Source organism: Qipengyuania vesicularis, assembly GCF_019711415.1.
Taxonomy (GTDB): domain Bacteria; phylum Pseudomonadota; class Alphaproteobacteria; order Sphingomonadales; family Sphingomonadaceae; genus Qipengyuania; species Qipengyuania vesicularis.
The window spans coordinates 272,117-291,928 of the sequence record NZ_JAIGNJ010000002.1 but is presented as its reverse complement, the minus strand read 5'-3'; the positions used below and the strand labels follow the sequence as shown (position 1 = coordinate 291,928).

21 protein-coding genes are annotated in these 19,812 nt (G+C 62.4%); 14 read left to right on the top strand and 7 right to left on the bottom strand.

Translation table 11 applies throughout. From position 1 onward, the window contains the following. Nucleotides 1–33 precede the first annotated feature (33 nt). Entirely contained in the window at nucleotides 34–2,106 is a 2,073-nt protein-coding gene (locus K3146_RS07045) for a protein-disulfide reductase DsbD family protein (RefSeq protein WP_221545571.1), read from the top strand. Here the strand turns inward: K3146_RS07045 and K3146_RS07040 are convergent. Together K3146_RS07040 and K3146_RS07035 are read right to left on the bottom strand one after the other, a co-directional pair. After that, nucleotides 2,048–2,602 carry a hypothetical protein gene (locus tag K3146_RS07040; protein WP_221545570.1) on the bottom strand — a complete coding sequence of 185 codons (555 nt, stop codon included), beginning with the start codon at nucleotides 2,600–2,602 and terminating at the stop codon, nucleotides 2,048–2,050. The two genes, K3146_RS07045 and K3146_RS07040, sit on opposite strands and share 59 nt — an antisense overlap. Before the next feature lie 69 nt (nucleotides 2,603–2,671). After that, the gene (locus K3146_RS07035) at nucleotides 2,672–4,132 is read right to left on the bottom strand and encodes an amidohydrolase family protein (RefSeq protein ID WP_221545569.1); all 1,461 of its coding nucleotides are present in this window, start codon (nucleotides 4,130–4,132) and stop codon (nucleotides 2,672–2,674) included. A gap of 149 nt (nucleotides 4,133–4,281) precedes the next feature. Here K3146_RS07035 and K3146_RS07030 point away from each other — a divergent pair, with 149 nt between their 5' ends. The 3 genes from K3146_RS07030 to K3146_RS07020 all read left to right on the top strand — a co-directional run bounded on the left by K3146_RS07030 (nucleotide 4,282) and on the right by K3146_RS07020 (nucleotide 6,367). Continuing rightward, nucleotides 4,282–4,902 (top strand): TetR/AcrR family transcriptional regulator, encoded by a 621-nt coding sequence (locus K3146_RS07030; RefSeq protein ID WP_221545568.1) that lies wholly within the window; start codon nucleotides 4,282–4,284, stop codon nucleotides 4,900–4,902. After that, complete coding sequence (locus K3146_RS07025; RefSeq protein ID WP_247711153.1) at nucleotides 4,902–5,294, top strand: DUF1761 domain-containing protein; 393 nt, start codon at nucleotides 4,902–4,904, stop codon at nucleotides 5,292–5,294. Before K3146_RS07030 ends, K3146_RS07025 begins: the two co-directional genes overlap by 1 nt. Nucleotides 5,295–5,365: 71 nt before the next feature. After that, a complete protein-coding gene (locus tag K3146_RS07020; RefSeq protein ID WP_221545566.1) occupies nucleotides 5,366–6,367 on the top strand; it encodes a hypothetical protein in 1,002 nt (333 codons plus the stop codon). On the opposite strand, the gene K3146_RS07015 is transcribed toward K3146_RS07020, so the two are convergent. From K3146_RS07015 to uvrB, 4 genes are all read right to left on the bottom strand, one after another. Further along, nucleotides 6,364–7,152, bottom strand: coding sequence for a class I SAM-dependent methyltransferase (locus K3146_RS07015; protein WP_221545565.1), 789 nt, complete (start codon nucleotides 7,150–7,152; stop codon nucleotides 6,364–6,366). The genes K3146_RS07020 and K3146_RS07015 overlap by 4 nt on opposite strands. Before the next feature lie 129 nt (nucleotides 7,153–7,281). After that, a complete protein-coding gene (locus K3146_RS07010; protein WP_221545564.1) occupies nucleotides 7,282–7,740 on the bottom strand; it encodes a MarR family winged helix-turn-helix transcriptional regulator in 459 nt (152 codons plus the stop codon). Nucleotides 7,741–7,806: 66 nt separating this feature from the next. Next, nucleotides 7,807–8,514 (bottom strand): hypothetical protein, encoded by a 708-nt coding sequence (locus K3146_RS07005; RefSeq protein WP_221545563.1) that lies wholly within the window; start codon nucleotides 8,512–8,514, stop codon nucleotides 7,807–7,809. Between the two features lie 113 nt (nucleotides 8,515–8,627). Continuing rightward, nucleotides 8,628–10,823, bottom strand: a complete 2,196-nt coding sequence (gene uvrB / locus K3146_RS07000; RefSeq protein ID WP_221545562.1) for an excinuclease ABC subunit UvrB — start codon at nucleotides 10,821–10,823, stop codon at nucleotides 8,628–8,630. A gap of 98 nt (nucleotides 10,824–10,921) precedes the next feature. Here uvrB and K3146_RS06995 point away from each other — a divergent pair, with 98 nt between their 5' ends. The 7 genes from K3146_RS06995 to K3146_RS06965 all read left to right on the top strand — a co-directional run bounded on the left by K3146_RS06995 (nucleotide 10,922) and on the right by K3146_RS06965 (nucleotide 17,061). Next, entirely contained in the window at nucleotides 10,922–11,467 is a 546-nt protein-coding gene (locus tag K3146_RS06995; RefSeq protein ID WP_221545561.1) for a DUF3617 domain-containing protein, read from the top strand. 49 nt (nucleotides 11,468–11,516) lie between these two features. Next, nucleotides 11,517–12,269 (top strand): esterase/lipase family protein, encoded by a 753-nt coding sequence (locus K3146_RS06990; protein ID WP_221545560.1) that lies wholly within the window; start codon nucleotides 11,517–11,519, stop codon nucleotides 12,267–12,269. Nucleotides 12,270–12,333: 64 nt separating this feature from the next. Next, complete coding sequence (locus K3146_RS06985; RefSeq protein ID WP_221545559.1) at nucleotides 12,334–13,761, top strand: circularly permuted type 2 ATP-grasp protein; 1,428 nt, start codon at nucleotides 12,334–12,336, stop codon at nucleotides 13,759–13,761. Then, the gene (locus K3146_RS06980) at nucleotides 13,761–14,705 is read left to right on the top strand and encodes an alpha-E domain-containing protein (protein ID WP_221545558.1); all 945 of its coding nucleotides are present in this window, start codon (nucleotides 13,761–13,763) and stop codon (nucleotides 14,703–14,705) included. The genes K3146_RS06985 and K3146_RS06980 overlap by 1 nt, the downstream gene beginning before the upstream one ends. Continuing rightward, nucleotides 14,705–15,520, top strand: a complete 816-nt coding sequence (locus tag K3146_RS06975) for a transglutaminase family protein (protein ID WP_221545557.1) — start codon at nucleotides 14,705–14,707, stop codon at nucleotides 15,518–15,520. Before K3146_RS06980 ends, K3146_RS06975 begins: the two co-directional genes overlap by 1 nt. A gap of 13 nt (nucleotides 15,521–15,533) precedes the next feature. Continuing rightward, complete coding sequence (locus K3146_RS06970; protein ID WP_221545556.1) at nucleotides 15,534–16,283, top strand: proteasome-type protease; 750 nt, start codon at nucleotides 15,534–15,536, stop codon at nucleotides 16,281–16,283. A 148-nt stretch (nucleotides 16,284–16,431) separates the two neighbouring features. After that, a complete protein-coding gene (locus K3146_RS06965; protein WP_221545555.1) occupies nucleotides 16,432–17,061 on the top strand; it encodes a response regulator transcription factor in 630 nt (209 codons plus the stop codon). Nucleotides 17,062–17,102: 41 nt separating this feature from the next. On the opposite strand, the gene K3146_RS06960 is transcribed toward K3146_RS06965, so the two are convergent. Next, nucleotides 17,103–17,777, bottom strand: a complete 675-nt coding sequence (locus tag K3146_RS06960; protein ID WP_221545554.1) for an extensin family protein — start codon at nucleotides 17,775–17,777, stop codon at nucleotides 17,103–17,105. A gap of 96 nt (nucleotides 17,778–17,873) precedes the next feature. On the opposite strand from K3146_RS06960, the gene K3146_RS06955 reads away from it, so the two are divergent. From K3146_RS06955 to K3146_RS06945, 3 genes are read left to right on the top strand one after another with little or no spacing between them, the layout of a single operon-like run. Then, complete coding sequence (locus K3146_RS06955; protein WP_221545553.1) at nucleotides 17,874–18,176, top strand: metalloregulator ArsR/SmtB family transcription factor; 303 nt, start codon at nucleotides 17,874–17,876, stop codon at nucleotides 18,174–18,176. Then, nucleotides 18,173–18,835: an SdpI family protein gene (locus tag K3146_RS06950; RefSeq protein WP_221545552.1), complete on the top strand. Its 663-nt coding sequence runs from the start codon at nucleotides 18,173–18,175 to the stop codon at nucleotides 18,833–18,835. Before K3146_RS06955 ends, K3146_RS06950 begins: the two co-directional genes overlap by 4 nt. Next, the gene (locus K3146_RS06945) at nucleotides 18,835–19,809 is read left to right on the top strand and encodes an alpha/beta hydrolase (RefSeq protein ID WP_247711111.1); all 975 of its coding nucleotides are present in this window, start codon (nucleotides 18,835–18,837) and stop codon (nucleotides 19,807–19,809) included. Before K3146_RS06950 ends, K3146_RS06945 begins: the two co-directional genes overlap by 1 nt. The last annotated feature ends 3 nt before the right edge of the window (nucleotides 19,810–19,812 follow it).

Genomic DNA, 19,812 nt, shown 5'->3' with positions numbered 1-19,812 from the left:
CCTAATGCGGCGAGCGTGACCGAAGCAAGCAGAATGGACGGATGGCGCTGGCACTGGGCGCTGCTGCTTGCGGCACTGGCACTCCTGCTGCCTGCCACGCTGCGTGCGCAAGAGGCGCGTTTCGGCGACGAGAATATTTCCGTCGAGTTGCGCAGCGACGGTGCGCCGGTCCCGGGCGAAACATGGATGCTTGCGCTCCACTTCGCGCCGAGCAGCGAGGAATGGCACGGATACTGGTCCAATCCCGGCGATGCGGGGCAGGGAATGGACCTGCAATTGAACTTGCCCGAAGGCTGGGAGGCGGGTGAGCCGCTCTATCCCGTGCCGCAAACGCTGGTGACCGCTGGTTTGATGAACCACATCTACGAGGGCGAGTATGCAGTGTTGGTACCCATAGAGGTGCCAGAACAGGCCGCGGTCCAGAATATTGCGCCGATCACCGGCTTCGTATCCTATCTGGCATGCACCGACCGTATCTGCGTCCCTCAGGATGCAGCATTGCGTGTGCAGACAGGGGGCGATTTCGACGCCTGGCGCGCGCAAATTGCGCCCTTGCTCGACAGCACTGCGGGCTTCGAAATCGTGCGCGACCGGCTGCGCGTTGGCTTTCCGATTCCCGAAGGCATGCAGGTCGGCGATGTGCATATGTTTCTCGCCAATACCGAGCTAGGTGGCGGCCTGAGACCCGATTACGCCGGCGTCCAGACGCTGGTGGGCGAAGGCAATCTCCTGGTGGTCGAGATGCCGCTCGAGCGCACGGAAATTGCCGAAGATGCCCCCACGCCCGAGGTGCTGGAGGGCATCCTTTCATTCGGTAGCGGGCAGGGTGTCCGCTTCCGCGCCGAGCCGCGAGATGTGCCGCTCGAAGGCGTGAAGCCGATCCGCGGGCCGGTGGACATGCCGTCCCTATGGATCTTGCTGATCGCCTCACTTGCAGGCGGCCTTCTGCTCAACATCATGCCCTGCGTTTTCCCGATCCTGAGCCTCAAGGCGCTCGCGCTGGCCAAGGCCGGGGGCGACGAGGCAAGCGCGCGCCGTGATGCGCTGGCCTATACGGCGGGCGTGGTGCTTGCCTGCGCCGCGCTCGGCGCGCTGATCCTGCTGCTGCGTTCGGCGGGTGAGCAGGTCGGCTGGGCGTTCCAGCTTCAGGAGCCGCGTGTGGTGGGCGGCCTCTTCCTTCTTGCGGTAGCGATTACGGCCAACTTCCTGGGGCTTTTCCAAGTGCCCGGTATGGCCATTGCAGGCGGCAGGGCATCGATGCGCGGCTCATTCGGCACCGGTTTGCTGGCTGCCTTCGTCGCGACGCCATGCACCGGACCTTTCATGGCGCTGGCGCTCGGCGCTGCGCTCGTGCTTCGGCCGATTGAAGGCTTCGCGATCTTCACCGCGCTGGGCGTGGGACTTGCGCTGCCTTTCCTCCTGCTCGGTTTCATTCCCGCGTGGCGGCGGAAGCTTCCGAAGCCCGGCGCCTGGATGGAGCGGTTCCGCCGGTGGATGGCGGTGCCGATGGGGCTCACCGTGCTCGCATTGGCATGGCTGCTCTGGCGGATCGCTGACGATTTTTGGCTTGTCATGCTGGGCGTCGTGACGCTGGTCCTGCTGGCCTTGCTCGCATCGCTCGGCCGGCGGCAGGCCAGAGAGCAGGGAGGTGACAGGCTGTTCTTCGCAAGTGTTGTCGCCCTCGTGATTTTCGCGCTCTCGATCGTGCCAGCGCCACAGCCACGCGCGTTGGAAGCAGCCGAAAGCGTGCTCGATCCGGGGGTTTTCTCCGAAGCAGCACTGGCCGAGGCGCGCACTTCAGGGAAGCCCGTCTTCGTGTGGTTCACTGCCGACTGGTGCCTAACCTGCAAGGTCAACGAGCAGGTCGCCATCGAGCGGGAAGAGACGCGTAAGGCCTTCGAGGAAGCAGGCGTCATGACGCTGCGCGGCGACTGGACTCTGCGCGACGAGGAGATTGCCGGTTTCCTAGCGCAACAGGGTGCGGCGGGCGTCCCGCTCTATCTCTGGTATCCACCAGGCGGCGACGCGCGGCAATTGCCGCAGGTGCTTACGCCGGATCTCCTGGTGGATCTTGCGGCTGGGGAAGCAGACCGGCGCAGCGAGTGATGAATTCGCCAGGCGCGCTGCTGGCATTGAGGATCAGCGAGCCGGCGCCCGGAACGGTGGCCTCCACCCGGCGCGGGCCGGTCAGCACGTCTAGCCGAGGGTCACTCGCGACAATCTGTCCGCGCCACAGATAGGCGCTGTTTTCGTCCGTACCATCCTGCTCGGCATCGATCCAAAGCCGCTCGACATGCCCGTTGCCGATCAGCGCCAGCACAGCCTTCGCTCCGCGATCGGCGGCGACATATCGTGTGTAGACAAAATTTCCGTTCTCGCATGCGAGCGAGAAGAACGGGGCCTCTCCCGGCTTGCCATAGAGTAGGCGGCCGCTCGACGGGCTGGGTGCCCAGGTCGCGCCCTCGACATCGGGCGAATCGACTGGCGCGCCAGGCGCGGTGCGTTCAGGGCTCATCTGCGCGCGCGCGGCGTAATCTTGCGATGCGGGCGGCTTGCAGGCGGCCAGAAGGTACAGCAGAAAAAGGGCGGAGGTGCGAACCATCGGCGCAGCTATGCCATGCGTTCGAAACCGGTCAACGCCATTCACCCCGCGCCATCCACAGACTGGCGATCAACCGGGCCGTCCGCGATGTTCGGACCACAACGACAGGAAGTCGCGGCGGTTCTGGGGTCCGTAGGTCGCGAAGCTCGGATTGGCCTCTAAGCGGTTATCGGCACGCAGTTCCTCGAGGCTGTCCGTCCGCGCAAACTCCGCCGGGTCGAGCCCGTAGACCCGCGCGCCGTTGAGGCCGAAAATCTTGCGCTTGGCCTCTGCCGTTAGCGCGGGATATCCGTAGCGTTCCTGGTATTCCTCGCTGATCTCGAAGGCGCGAAAGGCCTGGATCTGGTCCTGCGGGCTGCCGAACCAGATGCTGTCCGTGCCCCACATGATGCGGTCTTCGCCGAAATATTTCAGCAGCTTGCCCATCAGGTGCGCGGCCTCGTCGGGTCGGCCCATGTGATAGCGCCACACCGAGCCGAGTTCGGCATAGAGATTGCCCTCGTTCGGTTTGAGGCCCGCATCCAGTCGCGACTTTATCAGCCGGTCGGCTCCTTCGGGTTGCTCGGGATTGTAGGCGCCCTCGGCTTTGCCCGGCTCCCAACCGGAATGATAGACGAGGAAGGTGAGATCGGGGTTCTGCGCTGCGGCAGGTCCCATGTCGCGCGGGGATGAATATTCGTACTCCAGCCCGTAGAGCGGCACGCCCTTGTGCACCGCAATAGTGGTCACGCCGAGTTCGCGCGCCTTCTCGAATGCGCGCGCGGCGTGATCGCTGGAATCGAGGAAGTAGCCGGTCCCGTCCGGTCCCCATTGCGGGTACATCTTCCAGGCATCGACGCCGTAGGTTTCGACCTTCTCCTGCATCGCGTCGAGATCGCCCGGGTCGTTGGGCAGGAGGCCGCCGTGGATCAGGCAGCGTGCGTCGCTGCCGCCGATGCTCTCGATGATCTCGCGCGCTTCGGCGGCGTAGTCGGTAGGTGTGGGATTGCTCGCCTGGCTACCCCAGAGCGCGGAAACGACCGCAGCGTCGGTATCGCTGTCGAGGAAGACCTCTTTCGCGAGCGTCTGGGCCGAATAGCAATCGTAGCCGCTCTCGCCGCACTTCGCATATTGTCCGAAGGCCTGCGTGAGCACCGCGTTCCAGATTTCGCCTTCCTGCCCCACGCGCCACGCGCCTGACGGATCGACGCAGTGGGTCTGGACGTCGAAGATGAACTCGTCGCCAGTCAGGATGGAAGATGCGAGCGCATTGTCGAGGCCTGCTTCGGCGGGGACAGCATAGCGTCCGCCCGCATCGGGGTTTGCAGTGTTGCAGGCTGCCAGGCTTGCCGCGGCCCCGGCCGATGAAACCAGGAAAGCGCGCCGTCCGAGACCGAGCCGCTTGGAGTTCTCGTCCGCGGCCCGATGGGCGAGCTCGTTGGTGAGTTGCTGGCTGCGCGTCAGCGCCGGCGGCAGGAATTCGCCATTGCTCGTACTGTCGATGCGGATCGGCAGCCTTACCCCGTCCGGATCGCAATCGTGTCTAGCCATTTTCGTCCTCCCTCTGCCCCCGATAGCACGTGGGGTGAGGATAGCGCATCCCAGTCGACAGGCGGCATAAGCGCATCTTCGAAGGGCTTGACGTGACTTGATTGATCGTTCAATCAACACTTGATTGACCATTCAAGTGGAGCGACTCGATGAACACCGCGACCCGTGAAAAGATCGTCCAGACGGCGCTCGAACTGTTCTGGGTAAAGGGATACCAGTCGACCTCTATCTCCGACATTCTCAGTCGCAGCCAGGTCCATTCGGGCAGCCTCTATCACTTCTTTCCCGGCAAGCAGGATGTGCTCGTCGCCGTGCTCGAATGGTATCGCGACGGGATCGACGAGAACCTGTTCGCCCATGCCTGGGCCGGGGTGGACGACCCGATCGAGCGGATTTTTGCGCTGCTCAACGGATACCGCATGCATCTCGCCTCGAGCGACTTCATGTATGGCTGCCCGATCGGCAGCCTCGCGCTCGAACTGCACGAGCCCGATCCCAAGGTGCGCGACCTGCTGGCGGTGAACTTCGCCAATTGGGTTGAGGGCGTCGAGCGCTGCCTGCACGAGGCGGGCGACCGCCTGCCAGCCGACACCGATCACAAGGCCGTGGCCGAGTTCATCCTCACCATCATGGAAGGCGCGATCATGCAGGCGCGCACGCACCGCGACATCGGCCACTTCGATCGCAATGTCGAAGTGCTGAGGACCTATCTCGACGCGCTCGAAGCGAAGGCGCGGCTCAATCAGGATCAACAAGGGGAGAAGTTGTGATGGAGATCAACTGGATTGCGATCGTGGTGGCGGGTGTCTCCGCCTTCGTGCTTGGCGGGCTGTGGTACGGGCCGCTGTTCGGCAAGGCATGGCAGGCCGAGACCGGCCTGAGCGACGAGCAGCTCAAATCGGGCAATCCGGCGAAGATCTACGGGATTTCGCTCGTGCTCTCGCTGCTCGCAGCCTTCGTATTCGCCATGTTCCTCGGCCCCGACCAGCCGCTTGAATTCGCTGTCGGTGTGGGCTTTGCCGCGGGCTTTGCCTGGGTCGCCGCGAGCTTCGGGATCAACTACCTCTTCGAGCACAAATCGATGAAGCTGTGGCTGATCAACGGCGGCTACCACACGCTCCAATTCACGCTTTACGGATTGGTGTTGGGCCTGATGGGTTGACGCCTGATCGAATAGCGGTTGCGCCGGGGAGTGTCGGCAGGACAATTCCCGGTGCAATAGGGAGACTGCCGATGATCCGCAAAATCGTTCTCGCGAGCCTGGCGCTGATGCTGGCACCACCTCAGGCTTTGGCCGAGGAAACGGCCGATGAGGTCGTGCCGGCGATCACCCAACTAAGACAGGCGGTCGGCACATGGGATGTCGTAACCACATTCTACCGGGACGATGGCAGTGTCGCGGGCGAGGCGGATGGTACCTACACGTTCGATTGGGTGACCGAGGACAAGATCCTGCGCGGCCAATCGGAGATCCCGCAGTTCTACATGCGGTCCGCGATCCTGTTCTATCACCGCCCCGGCACTTCCGAGGTCGAGATGGTCTCGGTCGGGCCCGACGGCAGGCTCTGGGTAATGACCGGCCCCGACACCACAGAAACGCGCGAGACGCCTGTCGTCACCAACCCCGATGGCAGCACGATCAAGCTGCGTTTCACACGGTTCAACGTGAGCGACGATCGCTTCGAATCGCGCATGGAGCGATCGAGCGATGGCGGCGAGACCTGGGTGCAGGGCAACCACCAGCTCTTCATCAGGCGCAGCCGACAGGACAGCGCCGCGCTCGATTTCCTGAAACCTCTCGCCGGGTCCTGCTGGAAGGGGATGTTCGGTGATGGTCCCGCCTATGATGTGATGTGCGTCGAGCAGATGGCGGGAGGCTTCCTGAAGTCGCGCCACACGGTGCGCGGTATCGATGGCAGCTATTCGGGCGAGACGATCTACTTCGCCGATCCCGCCACGGGCCAGCCGCGCTATACCTACTACACTTCGCTCGGCGCCATCCAGCATGGCGCGATTGCTTCGGGAGATAGCGAAGTCCGCTTCAAGGACATCGTGCACACTGCGCGCGATGGCAGCGAAATGCGCTTCAAGGGTACCGGATCATTCTTGCCAGACGGTCGATATCGCGCGACCACCAGCCAATGGCACGACGGCCAGTGGTTGGAGCCGCGCGAGATCGTATTCGGCAAGCTCGACTGCGCCTCGTGGGCTGAGGTCGAGCGCGGCTGCGGCTAGGCCTCGGGCTTCACGAACTTCATGATGAAGCGATCGGTCTTGCCGCGGATGGCGGGATCGAACACGCTCGTGTCGTGCCCGTCTTCGGGATTAGCGAGCATGGCACTCTCGGACTCGAGCACGAAACCGGCCTTCTCGAAGTCAGCGCGCACGACTGCCGGGTCGATCCGGTGGAAATCCTCCACGGTCTTGCGCGTGTCACCTTCATTGCCGACGTGGTCGATGACGCCGACAATGCCGCCGGGCTTCATGATCGAATAGAGGCTGGCGAGGTAATCCTGCGGTTCGGAACGCGGAACGTCATACTGTTCCGATTCCCAGTACAGGTCGTGGTAGACGAGGTTCATGACCGCGAAATCGAACCGTGCCTCGCCGGACTGGAAATCTTCCATCCGATAGCGTTCGAGCGCGATGCCGGGTTCGCGTTCGTCCAGAGCGGTCCAAACCTCTTCGTTGTAGAACTGCTCCGGCTCGAAGGCCGTCACGCTGCCGTCCGGGCCGACAGCCTTGGCCAGGATTTCCGCCCAATAGCCACCGCCGGAAACGAGGTCGGCGGCAGTATCTCCTTCCTCAAGGCCGAGGAATGCCAGCACCGCAGCCGGCTTGCGGCTCGCATCCAGCTCGCGCGCCTGTTCGGGCCGGGCTTCGTTCGCAACAGCTGCATCGAGCGCTTCCAGCGAGAGGGCCTGTGCGGCGGTTTCGGTTTCCGCCTCTTCGGTAGCCGGCTGCGAGCAGGCGGCGAGCGACAGGGCCAGTGCGGTGGCCACGGTAACATGCAGTTTCATCGAATCTCCCCTTGGTGATCTGAGGGCGAGTGTGAACGGGGTGGCCAGATACGAGAAGGGGTCGGAGAGGCGCTCGTCGAGTCGATGCGGCCCCCGGTCGAAGTCTGGCAGGCTATCGGGCTTCTAGCCTCAGCCTTTTCGAACCGGCACGAGCGGATTGAGCCGATGTGCCGTCCTCTCGAGCCCGCCGATATTGTCCTGCCCCAACGCCGATTCCGCCCATTCCTGGGCCTCTTGCCACCCGGCATAGGCCTCGCGCAGCTTGGCCGTGCCGACCGCCGTCAGTTCGAACTTGACCGCCCGATTGTCTTCCGGATCGGACAACCTCCTGACCCACTCGTGTTTCTCGAGCCGTTCGAGATTCCGGCTGAGCGTCGATTGTTCCATCTGCAAATAGCCCAGCATGTCGGCTGGACGGACGGGCTGGAGCATGGAGACGAGACAGAGCAGCGTCAGCTGGTTCGACGTGACACCGTGCTGTCGCAGGGCCTGATCGTAACGCGCCGAAACGATACGCGCGATCTGGTGCGTGCGTCCGGCAACGCAGCCGCGCAGCATTTGCACAGCCTGATCGCGCATATCGTCCATTCAACTTCACCCCAGGGACTTCAGAGCGAAGTTGCATGATCGGGCGGGAATTACAATTCGCCAGCCTCAGTGTGCCGAGGTGCCGTCGGACCACATGGGGGAGAGAATCACCACGGTTGCGAACATCGATCCGCTTTCGGTCACCATCGGTACGCCCTGCATCGGGCTGCCCCGGCCATAGCTGTCCTGCGTGACGTGCGGCATGTAGAGCATGACATGCGGATGAAACCTGCCGCCATCGGGCGTGAGGACCTGGCGCGGCGAGAACATGTAGGACATTGCCCCGTCATCAGGCATGGCAATCGCCCCTGTGGTCAGCGCTTCTCCAATCGCGAGGTCGACTTCTGTAGTGGTGGCCCCTTGCATGAAATGCCAGGTGGCAATGCGGTGAACCTTGAGCATCGAAGGCGCGGCGGCCGCGTTGAAGCATTGCGGCGCACGGATTTTCGGATCGAAGTTGTTCTCGCTCCAGACGCGTTTGCCTTCGCTGAAACGGGCGGGCGCAGTCCAGGCCCGGCCGGTAAAGCACGTCCAGCCATTCGTACCCTCGACTGCCGTCCGGTAGCCGCCATCCCCTTCCAGGACGAGAACGCTGGCCTGGTCGGATATCGCCGACGGGGCAGCCGAGCGGCTCAATGCGATCTCGTCGGCTTCCTCCATCAGGAAGGCGGAAGGATCGCTCACACCCAATGTCGTCTGGGCAAATGCTGCACCGCAGGTGCCGCTGGCCAGGATGGCCGAAAGGGCGGTACCAAGAATTCTGGACTTCTTCATCGTTAAACTCCCCGTTATTCGATGTATATACATGTAAAGTAGCAGAGAGCGATTGGCCAGTGTCGTTCGTCGAGTGCTGGCTGAGTTTCGTCGGCTGGCTACATGGGCGCTGGCTAGGGCTTGCCGCCCATCCGCTTGTAGCGCGTCTTACCATAGCGGGTCTTGCGCGTGCCCGGGCGGCCTGCATCGCTGCGGCCGACGCGCGGTGCCTTCTTTTCCTCGTCACCGAGCCCGAGCTCGTCGTTCTCTAGACGGCGGATCTCGTCGCGCAGGCGTCCAGCTTCCTCGAATTCGAGGTCGGCAGCAGCAGCGCGCATGCGTTTCTCGAGGTCCTCGATATAGGCGCGCAGGTTGTGGCCGAAGAGATTGTTGCGCTCGTCGTCGCCTGTATCGACGGTGACCCCGTCCTGCGATGCGGTATGCGCGACGATGTCGGCGATGTTGCGCTTGATTGTCTTCGGCGTGATGCCGTGCTCTTCGTTATAGGCCTTCTGTTTTTCGCGGCGACGGTCAGTTTCCGCCATCGCGCGTTCCATCGATCCCGTCACGCGGTCGGCATAGAGGATCACGCGGCCTTCGACGTTGCGCGCCGCGCGGCCGATGGTCTGGACGAGGCTCGTCTCGCTGCGCAGAAAGCCTTCTTTGTCCGCATCGAGGATGCAGACCAGACCGCATTCCGGGATGTCGAGGCCTTCGCGCAGCAAGTTGATCCCCACCAGCACGTCGTAAACGCCAAGGCGCAAGTCGCGGATCAGTTCGATACGTTCGAGCGTCTCCACGTCGGAGTGCATATAGCGGACCTTCACCCCCGCTTCGTGCATGAATTCGGTCAAGTCTTCGGCCATGCGCTTTGTCAGCGTGGTGACGAGGGTGCGGTAGCCCATCTTGGCGGTCTTCTTGCATTCCTCGATGCAGTCCTGGACCTGGTCCTCGACCGGCTTGATCTCAACCGGCGGGTCGATGAGGCCCGTCGGGCGGATGACCTGTTCGGCAAAAACGCCGCCCGTTTGCTCCATTTCCCACGGGCCAGGTGTCGCCGAAACGCAGAAGGTCTGCGGGCGCATTGCGTCCCATTCATTGAAGCGAAGCGGTCGGTTGTCGATGCAGGAGGGCAGGCGGAACCCGTATTCGGCCAGCGTCAGCTTGCGGCGGTGGTCCCCGCGCGCCATCGCGCCGATCTGCGGCACGGTCTGGTGGCTTTCATCGACGAACAGGAGCGCATTTTCGGGCAGGTATTCGAACAGCGTCGGCGGCGGTTCGCCCGGAAGGCGGCCGGTGAGGAAGCGACTGTAGTTTTCGATGCCAGCGCAGGAGCCGGTGGCGGCAATCATCTCTAGGTCGAAATTGGTTCGCTGTTCGAGGCGCTGTGCTTCGAGCAGCCGGCCTTCCTCGTGCAATTCCTTGAGCCGTTCCTGCAACTCGAACTTGATCGCTTCGGAGGCCTGTTTCATCGTCGGGCCGGGGGTGACGTAGTGCGAATTGGCATAGACGCGCACCTTGTCGAGGCTCGCGCCCTTCTTGCCGGTCAGCGGATCGAATTCGCTGATCTCCTCGATCTCGTCGCCGAAGAAACTGATCCGCCAGGCCATGTCCTCGTAATGCGAGGGGAAAATCTCGAGACTGTCGCCGCGCACGCGGAAGTTACCGCGCGCGAAGGCGGCATCATTGCGCTTGTATTGCAGGGCGACGAGCTTGCGGATCAGTTCGCGCTGGTCGACCGTGCTCTCTTTCACGATGTCGAAAATCATCGCGGAGTAAGTTTCGACCGAACCGATACCGTAGAGGCACGACACCGAGGCGACGATGATCACGTCGTCGCGTTCCAGCAGCGCGCGCGTCGCCGAATGGCGCATCCGGTCGATCGCCTCGTTTACCGAGCTTTCCTTCTCGATGTAGGTGTCGGACCGCGGCACGTAGGCCTCGGGCTGGTAGTAGTCGTAATAGCTGACGAAATACTCGACCGCGTTTTCCGGGAAGAAGCTTTTGAATTCGCCATAGAGCTGCGCGGCGAGGATCTTGTTCGGCGCGAGGATCAGGGCGGGGCGCTGCAACTCCTCGATCACCTTGGCCATGGTGAAGGTCTTGCCCGATCCGGTCACGCCGAGCAGGACCTGCGTCTGTTCGTCTTCCTTTGCGGAGCCGACGAGCTCGGCAATAGCCGTCGGCTGGTCGCCGCTAGGGGTATAATCGGACACGAGCTTGAACGGCCGCCCGCCCATCGATTTTTCGGGGCGCTCGGGCTTGTGGGGGACGAACTCGCCAGTGGTGTCGGGTTCTTCGAGGCCGCGCCGGATTACGAGTTCTGCCATGCGCGCACATATGGGGAACAAAACTTCGCGGCGCAACGGTGCTTGCCACGCGCGCGCCCGGTGCTAGCTTCCAAGCCTATCGAATGAGGAGAGATTCCATGCGCCGTATCCTGCTTGCCGCCTCTGCCAGCCTTGCCCTTGCCGCATGTGGCAGTTCCAGTGCCGATGCGGACGGTGACGGCGAAATCTCGATGGAAGAAGCCGCTGCAAAGTCGAAGGATCTAGTGAAACCACAGCCGGGCAAGTATCGCGCGACGGTGGAGATGGTCTCGATCGACATGCCCGGCGCATCGGAGCAGGTGAAGAACGTCATGCGTCAGATGATGGATCAGGGTCCGCAGATTCATGAGTATTGCCTTAGCGCCGAGGATGCCGAGAAAGGCTTCGAGGAAATGGCCAAGCAGAGCCAGCAGAACGGCAACAATTGCAGCTTCGAGAAATTCGATGCGGACGGCGGGGAAATCGATGCGATCATGAATTGCTCCGCCCCCGGTGATGGAAGCGCGCGGATGACGATGAAAGGCACGGGTAGCGAAACCTCCTCGCAGATGACCATGACGATGGATGCGACCGGGCCGGGTGGCCAGACGATGAAAATGACGATGAAGAACTCGCAGGAACGCATCGGCGATTGCGACGCCTGAACGGCGCATTCAGGAACCTGAAATCGCAGCGGCGCATTATTACGCCGCTATGGCAACGCTACCCTTTCATGAAACGCGCGCGGAATGGAGCCGCAGGCTGGCCCTCGCTGCCGAGCCGAGCCCCGACGATGCGCGCGGACCCCGGGCGCTGCTGTTGCTGGGTGAATTCCTCTGGCCGCTGGAGCCGATAAAGCGCCGGTTGGAGCGAGTCGCATATCCCAAGGCCCGCCGTCCGCAGAACATCATGCTCCTGCCCGGCTTCGGTGCCCATCCCATTCGCATGCGCTGGATGGCGCGCCGGCTGGAAGAGGCTGGGCACACGGCGAAGAAATGGGGCCTCGGCTATAATCTCGGCGCGACAGCCGATCGCTTCGCCAAGGTCGAAAAGCGGCTGATGGCGCTTCACGAGGCCAAGGGCGAGCCGATCACGCTCGTCGGCTGGAGCCTTGGCGGGGTGATGGCACGCGAGCTGGCGAAAAAGCATCCGGACAAGATCGCCAAGGTCGTGACCATGGGTTCGCCCTTCTCGGGTAGTCCGCGAGCGAACAATGGCTGGCGGGCCTACCAGGCGATCGCCGGTCACCGCGTCGACGAGCCGGAAATCGATACGGTCATCGGTGAAAAGCCTCCGGTCGAGACAGTTGCTTTCTGGAGCCCGCGCGACGGGATCGTTGCCCCGAAATCGGCATGCGGCAAGGCAGGTGAACGTGACCGCGCAGTCGCGCTTCGCTGCACGCATATGGGCTTCGTCATGTCGCACGAGGCTATGATTGCGCTTCTTTCGGAACTGGACCGGCCCTGAACCCTTTAGTCTAGTATGACCGCGCGGCTGTCCTGCCGCGTGTTACCGGACTTCCAGGGGATCGATGACCGGCGCTGCCGAATTCTTCAACGAAATGCGCGAGAGCGATGGCGGTGTCCGTCACGCCTACGCCAACTACTGTGACTGGTTCGACGAGCAGGACCAGAAGCTGCTGCGCCGCAAGCATGGCGAAGCGGAGACCAACTTCCGCAAGACCGGCATCACCTTCAATGTCTATGGAGAGGACGAGGCCGAGGAGCGCCTGATCCCCTTCGACATGGTGCCACGCATCATCGACGCGGGCGAATGGCGGCGATTGAGCCGCGGTATCGAACAGCGTGTGTCGGCGCTCAACGCCTTCATGCACGACCTCTATCATCGTCAGGAAATCGTTCGCGCTGGCCGATTGCCCGAGCGTCTGCTGCGCCATAACGAGGCGTGGTTGCCGAACATGGTCGGCTTCACCCCGCCGGGCGGGGTCTACACGCATATCGTCGGTATCGACTTGGTGCGCACCGGACCGGACGAATTCTACGTCCTCGAGGACAATGCCCGGACGCCTTCGGGTGTCAGCTACATGCTCGAAAACCGCGAGACCATGATGGCGATGTTCCCCGAGCTGTTCCTGCGCTGCCAGGTAGAAAGCGTCTCGGACTATCCGCGCCGCCTTGCCAAGAGCCTCGCCGCATGCGCGCCGAAATGCGCAGGCGATCGCCCGGTAGTCGCCGTACTGACGCCGGGCATCTACAATTCCGCTTATTTCGAACACGCCTTTCTTGCCGACCAGATGGGGGCGGAGCTGGTCGAAGGCAGCGATCTGCGCGTGGTCGATGGCCGTGTCGCGATGCGAACCACTAGCGGCTACAAAGCTGTCGACGTGATCTATCGCCGTGTGGACGACGAATTCCTCGACCCGTTGACGTTCAATCCCGACAGCATGCTGGGCGTGCCGGGCATCATGGATGTCTATCGTGCGGGCGGGATCACCATCGCCAATGCCCCCGGCACAGGCGTGTGCGACGACAAGGCGATCTACTCCTTCATGCCGGAGATCGTCGAATTCTATACCGGCGAAAAGCCGCTGCTGCCCAATGTCGAAACGTGGCGCTGCGCCGATGAGGACAGCCTCAAATATGTCCTCGACAACCTCGCCGAACTGGTGGTGAAGGAAGTACACGGATCGGGCGGCTACGGCATGCTGGTCGGCCCGGCCTCGACGAAGAAGGAAATCGAGGAGTTCCGCCACAAGATCGTCGAAAATCCGGACAACTATATCGCTCAGCCGACGCTGGCGCTGTCGACCTGCCCGATCTTCACCAAGAAGGGGCTCGCGCCCCGCCATGTCGATCTGCGACCCTTTGTCCTCGTCTCACCCGACAAGATCGACATCACCCCTGGTGGCCTCACCCGCGTGGCGCTGAAGGAGGGGTCGCTGGTCGTGAACTCGAGCCAGGGTGGCGGGACGAAAGATACCTGGGTGCTCAAAGACTGATGCTGGGACGGACCGCCAACGGATTGTTCTGGATGTTCCGCTATCTCGAGCGGGCAGAGAACACTGCACGCCTGCTCGATGCAGGCCTGCGTATGGCGCTCACCCGCGACCTCGTGACCGCGGAAGAGGAATGGCGCTCGGTTATCGAAACCGCCGGGCAGCGCGAAGCCTATGAGGCCAAGCACGCCAGCTATACCGGGATGCAGGCGTGGAACTTCATGCTCCGCGAGAAAGACAATCCCGCCAGCATCATCTGCATGTTCAAGCTCGTGCGCCAGAATGCGCGGCTCGCCCGCAATGCGATCAGCGGCGAATTGTGGGAGGCGATCAACGAAAACTGGCTGATCATCGAGGAGCAGCTCGCCAAGCCGGTGGGCGAGAACAAGGTGATGGACTCGGTCAAGACAATTCGTCGTGCCGGCACGATGGCGCGCGGCGCGCTGACCGGTTCGATGCTGCGCGAAGAGGGCTATCACTTCTCGCTTGCGGGCATGTTCATCGAGCGCGCCGATGCGATCGCGCGGATTCTCGACATCAAATACTATCTGTTGCTGCCTTCGCTCTCTTATGTCGGATCGAGCCTCGATACCGGGCAATGGGATACGGTGCTGAGGTCGGTTTCGGGCGACCGTGCCTATCGCTGGCTCAACGCCGGACACATCGATGCGCGCAATATCTGCGAATTCCTGATCCTCGACGACCGCTTCCCGCGCAGCCTTGCCTTCTGCCACTCACAATTGCGTGAGAACCTGGCGGCATTGGCGCGGCTTCACGGAAGCGAAGGAACCAGCAACGAGCTGATGCGCGAAGCGGACACCAGGCTGACCGATCTTTCGATCGACGAGATCTTCGAGCAAGGGCTGCACGAGTTCCTGATCGACTTTTCCGCCTCCAATGCCGCGATCGCCAATGCCATTGCCCAGGATTACAGGTTCCTCAGCTGATGCGTCTCTCGATCCGCCACACCACCCACTATCGCTTCGACAATCCGGTCGTGCACGCGCTCCAGCGCCTGCGACTGACGCCAAAGGAGACGCAGGGGCAGGAAATCCTCGAATGGTCGATGGAATATGACAACGCCTTCGAGGAGCTGACCTACGAAGACCAGCACCACAACACTACGGTTCTGGTGGGCGTTGCGCCGGGCACGAAGGAGGTCACGATTACTTGCAGCGGCAAGGTCGATACGCACGACCATGCGGGGGTGATCGGACGTCATGCGGGGCATCTGCCGCTCTGGAGTTTTCTCGCGCAGACGAAGCTCACCCGGCCGGGCCCCGGCATGAAGAAGCTGGTTTCGGACTTGCGCAAGTTCGACGGCGAGCGGCTCGACATGTTGCACGAACTGTCGCGATCGACGCTCGATCGGGTCGAATATCGTGTCGGCAAAACCGATGCGCAGACCACTGCTGAGGAAAGCTATGCTGCCAAGTCGGGTGTCTGCCAAGACCATGCGCATATCTTCATCGGTGCGGCGCGCGCGCTCGACGTGCCGGCGCGCTATGTCTCCGGCTACCTCATGATGAACGACCGCATCGAGCAGGAGGCTACCCATGCTTGGGCCGAAGCCTATGTCGACGGGCTCGGCTGGGTGGGCTTCGATATTTCGAATGGCATCAGCCCCGACGAACGCTATGTGCGCGTGGCGACCGGTCGCGATTATCGCGATGCATCTCCGGTCACGGGGATCAGTTTCGGCAACAACAGCCAGGTGCTGCAGGTCGATGTCGAAGTCGAGCAGCAGCAGGTACAGCAGTAAGCGAAAGAAAAAGATGACCTATTGCGTGGGAATGGTGCTCGAAAAGGGCCTCGTGCTGATGAGCGATACGAGGACCAACTCGGGCGTCGACAATATCTCGGTATTTCGCAAGATGTTCACCTGGCAGGTGCCGGGAGATCGGATCATCACGCTGATGACGGCGGGCAACCTTGCCACTACGCAGGCGGTGATCAGCCAGCTCGAGGAACGCACCAAGGAGCCCGACGAGCGCGACAATATCCTCCTCCAGTCGCCCACCATGTTCCAGGTGGCGACCGAGATCGGCAAGTTGCTGCGAGGGATCATTTCAGACCGGCAGGATGCCAACGGCGTCAAGGGCCGAGGGCGCTTTACCGCGTCGATCATCGTCGCAGGACAGATCAAGGGCATGGAGCCGCGCCTGTTCATGGTCTACCCCGAAGGCAACTTCATCGAGGCAAGTCTCGATACGCCTTTCTTCCAGATCGGCGAAACCAAGTACGGGCGCCCCATCATCATTCGCGGCTACGATCGCCAGATGAGCCTCGAAGATGGGGTCAAGCTGCTGATGGTCAGCTTCGATTCCACGCTCAAGGCCAACCTGTCGGTTGGCTTGCCGCTAGACCTCCAGGTGATCGAGCGGGATAGCTACGAGGCGAGTCACCAGCACCGCGTCAGCCACGAGGATGGCTATTTCCAGGCAATCTCGGCGGGCTGGGGCAATGCGCTGAAGAACGCTTTCCATTCGCTCCCCGATTACAGCTTCTTCCGCGGCGACGAGTAGGTCCGCCTTCGAAGAGGAAATCGGTCCACAATGGCGGCAATGTCTTTCGCCTTGATTGGACCGAAAATGTAATTTTCCGCCAATCTTACAACCATATGCGTATTATTACGGAATGCGCGTTTGTCCTGATTGTGCATAGCATCGGGGCATGGATCAGCGACTTACTCTCCACATCGTCGACGGCTCCTGCAGTTCTCGTGCAGAGCAGGACCGAATGGGCTTCGAGCTGGGTCACCATTGCGAGATTTATTCCGATCTCGCCGAACTCATGGCCATCCCGCCTTCCCGCGGCATCGTACTTGCCCGCGATGACGAGGGGGCGGGCTGCGCATCGGATGTACTGCGGGTACTTGCCGATGCCGGTATCTGGATCCCGGTGGTGGGGACGTCCCTCCAACCACGGCCGGGCCAGGTTGTGGCCGCAATCAAGGCAGGCGCGCTCGACTACCTGCGTCTTCCCCTGCGCGAAGAGCGACTTGGCGAAACCGTCGCGCGGATCGAACGCGAGGCGGAAGCCTATGGCCATGCCCGTCGCAAGATGGTGGAAGCGCGCAATCGTATCGCTGCGCTATCCCCTCGAGAACGCGAAGTGCTCGACTGGCTGGCGGAAGGGCGCAGCAACAAGATGATCGCGCGCGAACTCCACATCAGCCCGCGCACGGTGGAGATCCACCGGGCCAACATGATGAACAAGCTGGGCGCGCATCACGCTGCCGAAGCCGTGCGGCTGCGGATCGAAGCGCATCTCGACGGTGGTCAGAAAATCCGGGTGGGCTGAGATCCGCCGCCCCCTTCGGGTCGCATCCGCAGGGGATCATTTCAGCGGCAGAAACTCCCGCCGCCATGTTCGAGATGGAAATGATCGTGGTGGTCGCGGTTGTAGTCGGGCCCAAGGACGGTGCCGAAGCGCTTGCAGGCGCTGCGGTGGATGATGCGGAGGAACTCGCGTTCCTCGCGGCTGGCATTCCACCCCTCTTTCACGCTGATGCGCCGTCCGTCGGCAAGCACGAAGGCCGCGATGTCGATAGCTTCGGCGCGTGAGTGCGCCGACAGGCGGCCCGTGCCTGCCACATTGCGGCAGGAATAACTCCCCATGGTCTCGATCTTCGCCAACGGGCTGCCGAGGATCTGCCGCGCTGCCCGATCCACCCCATACCGCGCCCAGGCGGCGAATGTATTGGCCAGCGGGCAAGCGAGGGGACCGAGATTGGTAACGAGGAGCTGGCCGCGATCGCCTCCGATCCGGTCCAGCTGAACGCTGTCGAGGGCCTTGCAACCTGCACCGTAATACCGGTCGGATAGCGGGGCGAAATCGGCACCGCTGGCGCTGAGTTCGGCGATGCACTGGCGCGCTTCGGGCCGCTCCCAATTGGACGGGGCAGCTGCTGCCGTGGTCACGGCAGGGCGAGTGGCGGGTTCGCGATTTCCGGGATTAACGCCGCATCCTGTCACCATGATTGCGGAGAGGAGAGCGGTGACAGCGATGCGGCGCATGACCACTTGATACTCCCTCATGGTTAACAAATCGATAACCATGATTTCGCGAAGGTCTTGCGAGCGCGATCGATTTAGTCTATTAGCTAAATAGCTATGACGAGTGTATTCGATGCCCTGTCCCACCCGATCCGCCGAGAGGTGCTCGAGTTGCTGAAAGGCGGCGGGAGGACGGCTGGCGATTTGGCAGACCATTTCCCGGTCTCGAAGCCTACGATGTCGGGCCATTTCGCCAAGCTCAAGGCTGCTGGCCTGATCCTCGGCGAGAACCGCGCGGGAAGCATCGTCTACACGCTCAATATGTCCACCCTCGAGGAAGCCCTGCACGGGTTCATGGCACGGATGGACATGGGCCGAACCCCCGCCGACGACCCCGTAGAACATGGAGACCAAGCATGAATGTGAAGCGTCCGCTTCTGGCAAGCCTGGCGCTTGCTGCCCTGATGGCGGTATTTGCTTTCGTGACCGCCGCCAGGTTGCCCGCCGACGCGCTCTTGCCGACGCATTGGAATGCCAGCGGCCAGCCGGACCAATTTCGCGATCCGCTGACGGCGCTATTGATGCCGGCAGGGCTGATGGCGTTGGTTGCCATGGTTCTCGCCATCATCCCGCGGATCGAGCCGCTGCAGGACCGTCTCGCCGGGTCCGCCCCCCTGTTGCGAGCCAGCTGGATCGGTGTCGCCCTGCTCCTCGTGATTGTCCAGCTGACGATCGGGCTCCCGGCTTATGGTGTCGAACTGCCGGTGAACGCCATTATCCTCGGTGTCGGCCTGTTGTTCGTGCTGCTTGGCAATGCATTGCCCAAGAGCCGACCCGGCTTCTTCGTCGGAATACGCACCCCCTGGGCGATACTGGACGAGGACAACTGGATCGCGACCCACCGATTGGGAGGCAAATTGATGATGCTGGCAGGTGCGGCGATTGTCCTAGCCAGCGCGATACCGATGAACCCGGAAGGTCTGGCTGTAGTTGTCCTGATTGGCGCGCTTGGCGTGGGACTGGTTCCTACTTTCTACAGCTGGTGGCTATGGCAGCAACGCAACAAGGCATCGGATTGATGGCGAGGTGGGAGACAGCGCGACTGCTGGCCATCGCGCTTGCTGCAGGAACGGCCATGCCGCTTGCCGCGGAGGAGGAGATAACCGCGACGCATCGCGCCCTCTCGGGTGAACTCGCGGGCACATTATTGGGCGAATTGACCGGCGATGGTCCCTCCGTCCTGATCATCCCCGGATCTGGCCCGACCGATCGCGACGGGAACAACGCACTCGGCGTCAAGGCGGCGAGCTACCGATTGCTGGCGGAGGCTTTCGACCAGCATGGCATTGCCACCGTGCGGATCGACAAGCGGGGCATGTTCGGCAGCAGCGAAGCGACTGCGAATGCGAACGATGTCACGGTCGATGCCTATGTCGACGATGTCGAGGCCTGGACCGAGGTCATGCTCGATCGCAGTGGCGGAGGATGCATTTGGCTGCTCGGCCACAGCGAAGGCGGCTTGATCGCCATGGCTGCTGCTGCGCGCGATGCGTCGCGGTATTGCGGCCTGCTGCTGGTCGCCGCTCCCGGACGCAACTTGTCGGATGTGGTGCGCGCGCAGATCGCCGCCAATCCGTTGGCGACACCGCTGCTGGCGCAGGTCGACGAAATATCCGAGCGGCTGAAGGCGGGCGAGACGGTACCGGCGGAAGAAATCCATCCGGGGCTGCTGCCGCTATTCGGCCCACAGGTGCAGGGCTTTGTCGCCAGCCTCTTCCGGCAAGAGCCTGCAGAACTGCTTGCGGCGCACGATCTGCCGGTTCTGATCCTCAATGGCGGCAAGGATATCCAGACGCCGGCGAGCGATGCAGAATTGCTGGCGACTGCTCGCGCCGATGCGAAACTGATAGTGCTGGAGGACGTCAACCACGTTCTGAAGCTGGTCGAAGGCGACGACCGCGCGGACAACCTCGCTACCTATGGTAATCCCGACTTGCCCCTTGCTCCCGGCGTTGCGGAGGCGATTGCGGAGTTTATCGGGTCGGCCCGCTAGGCC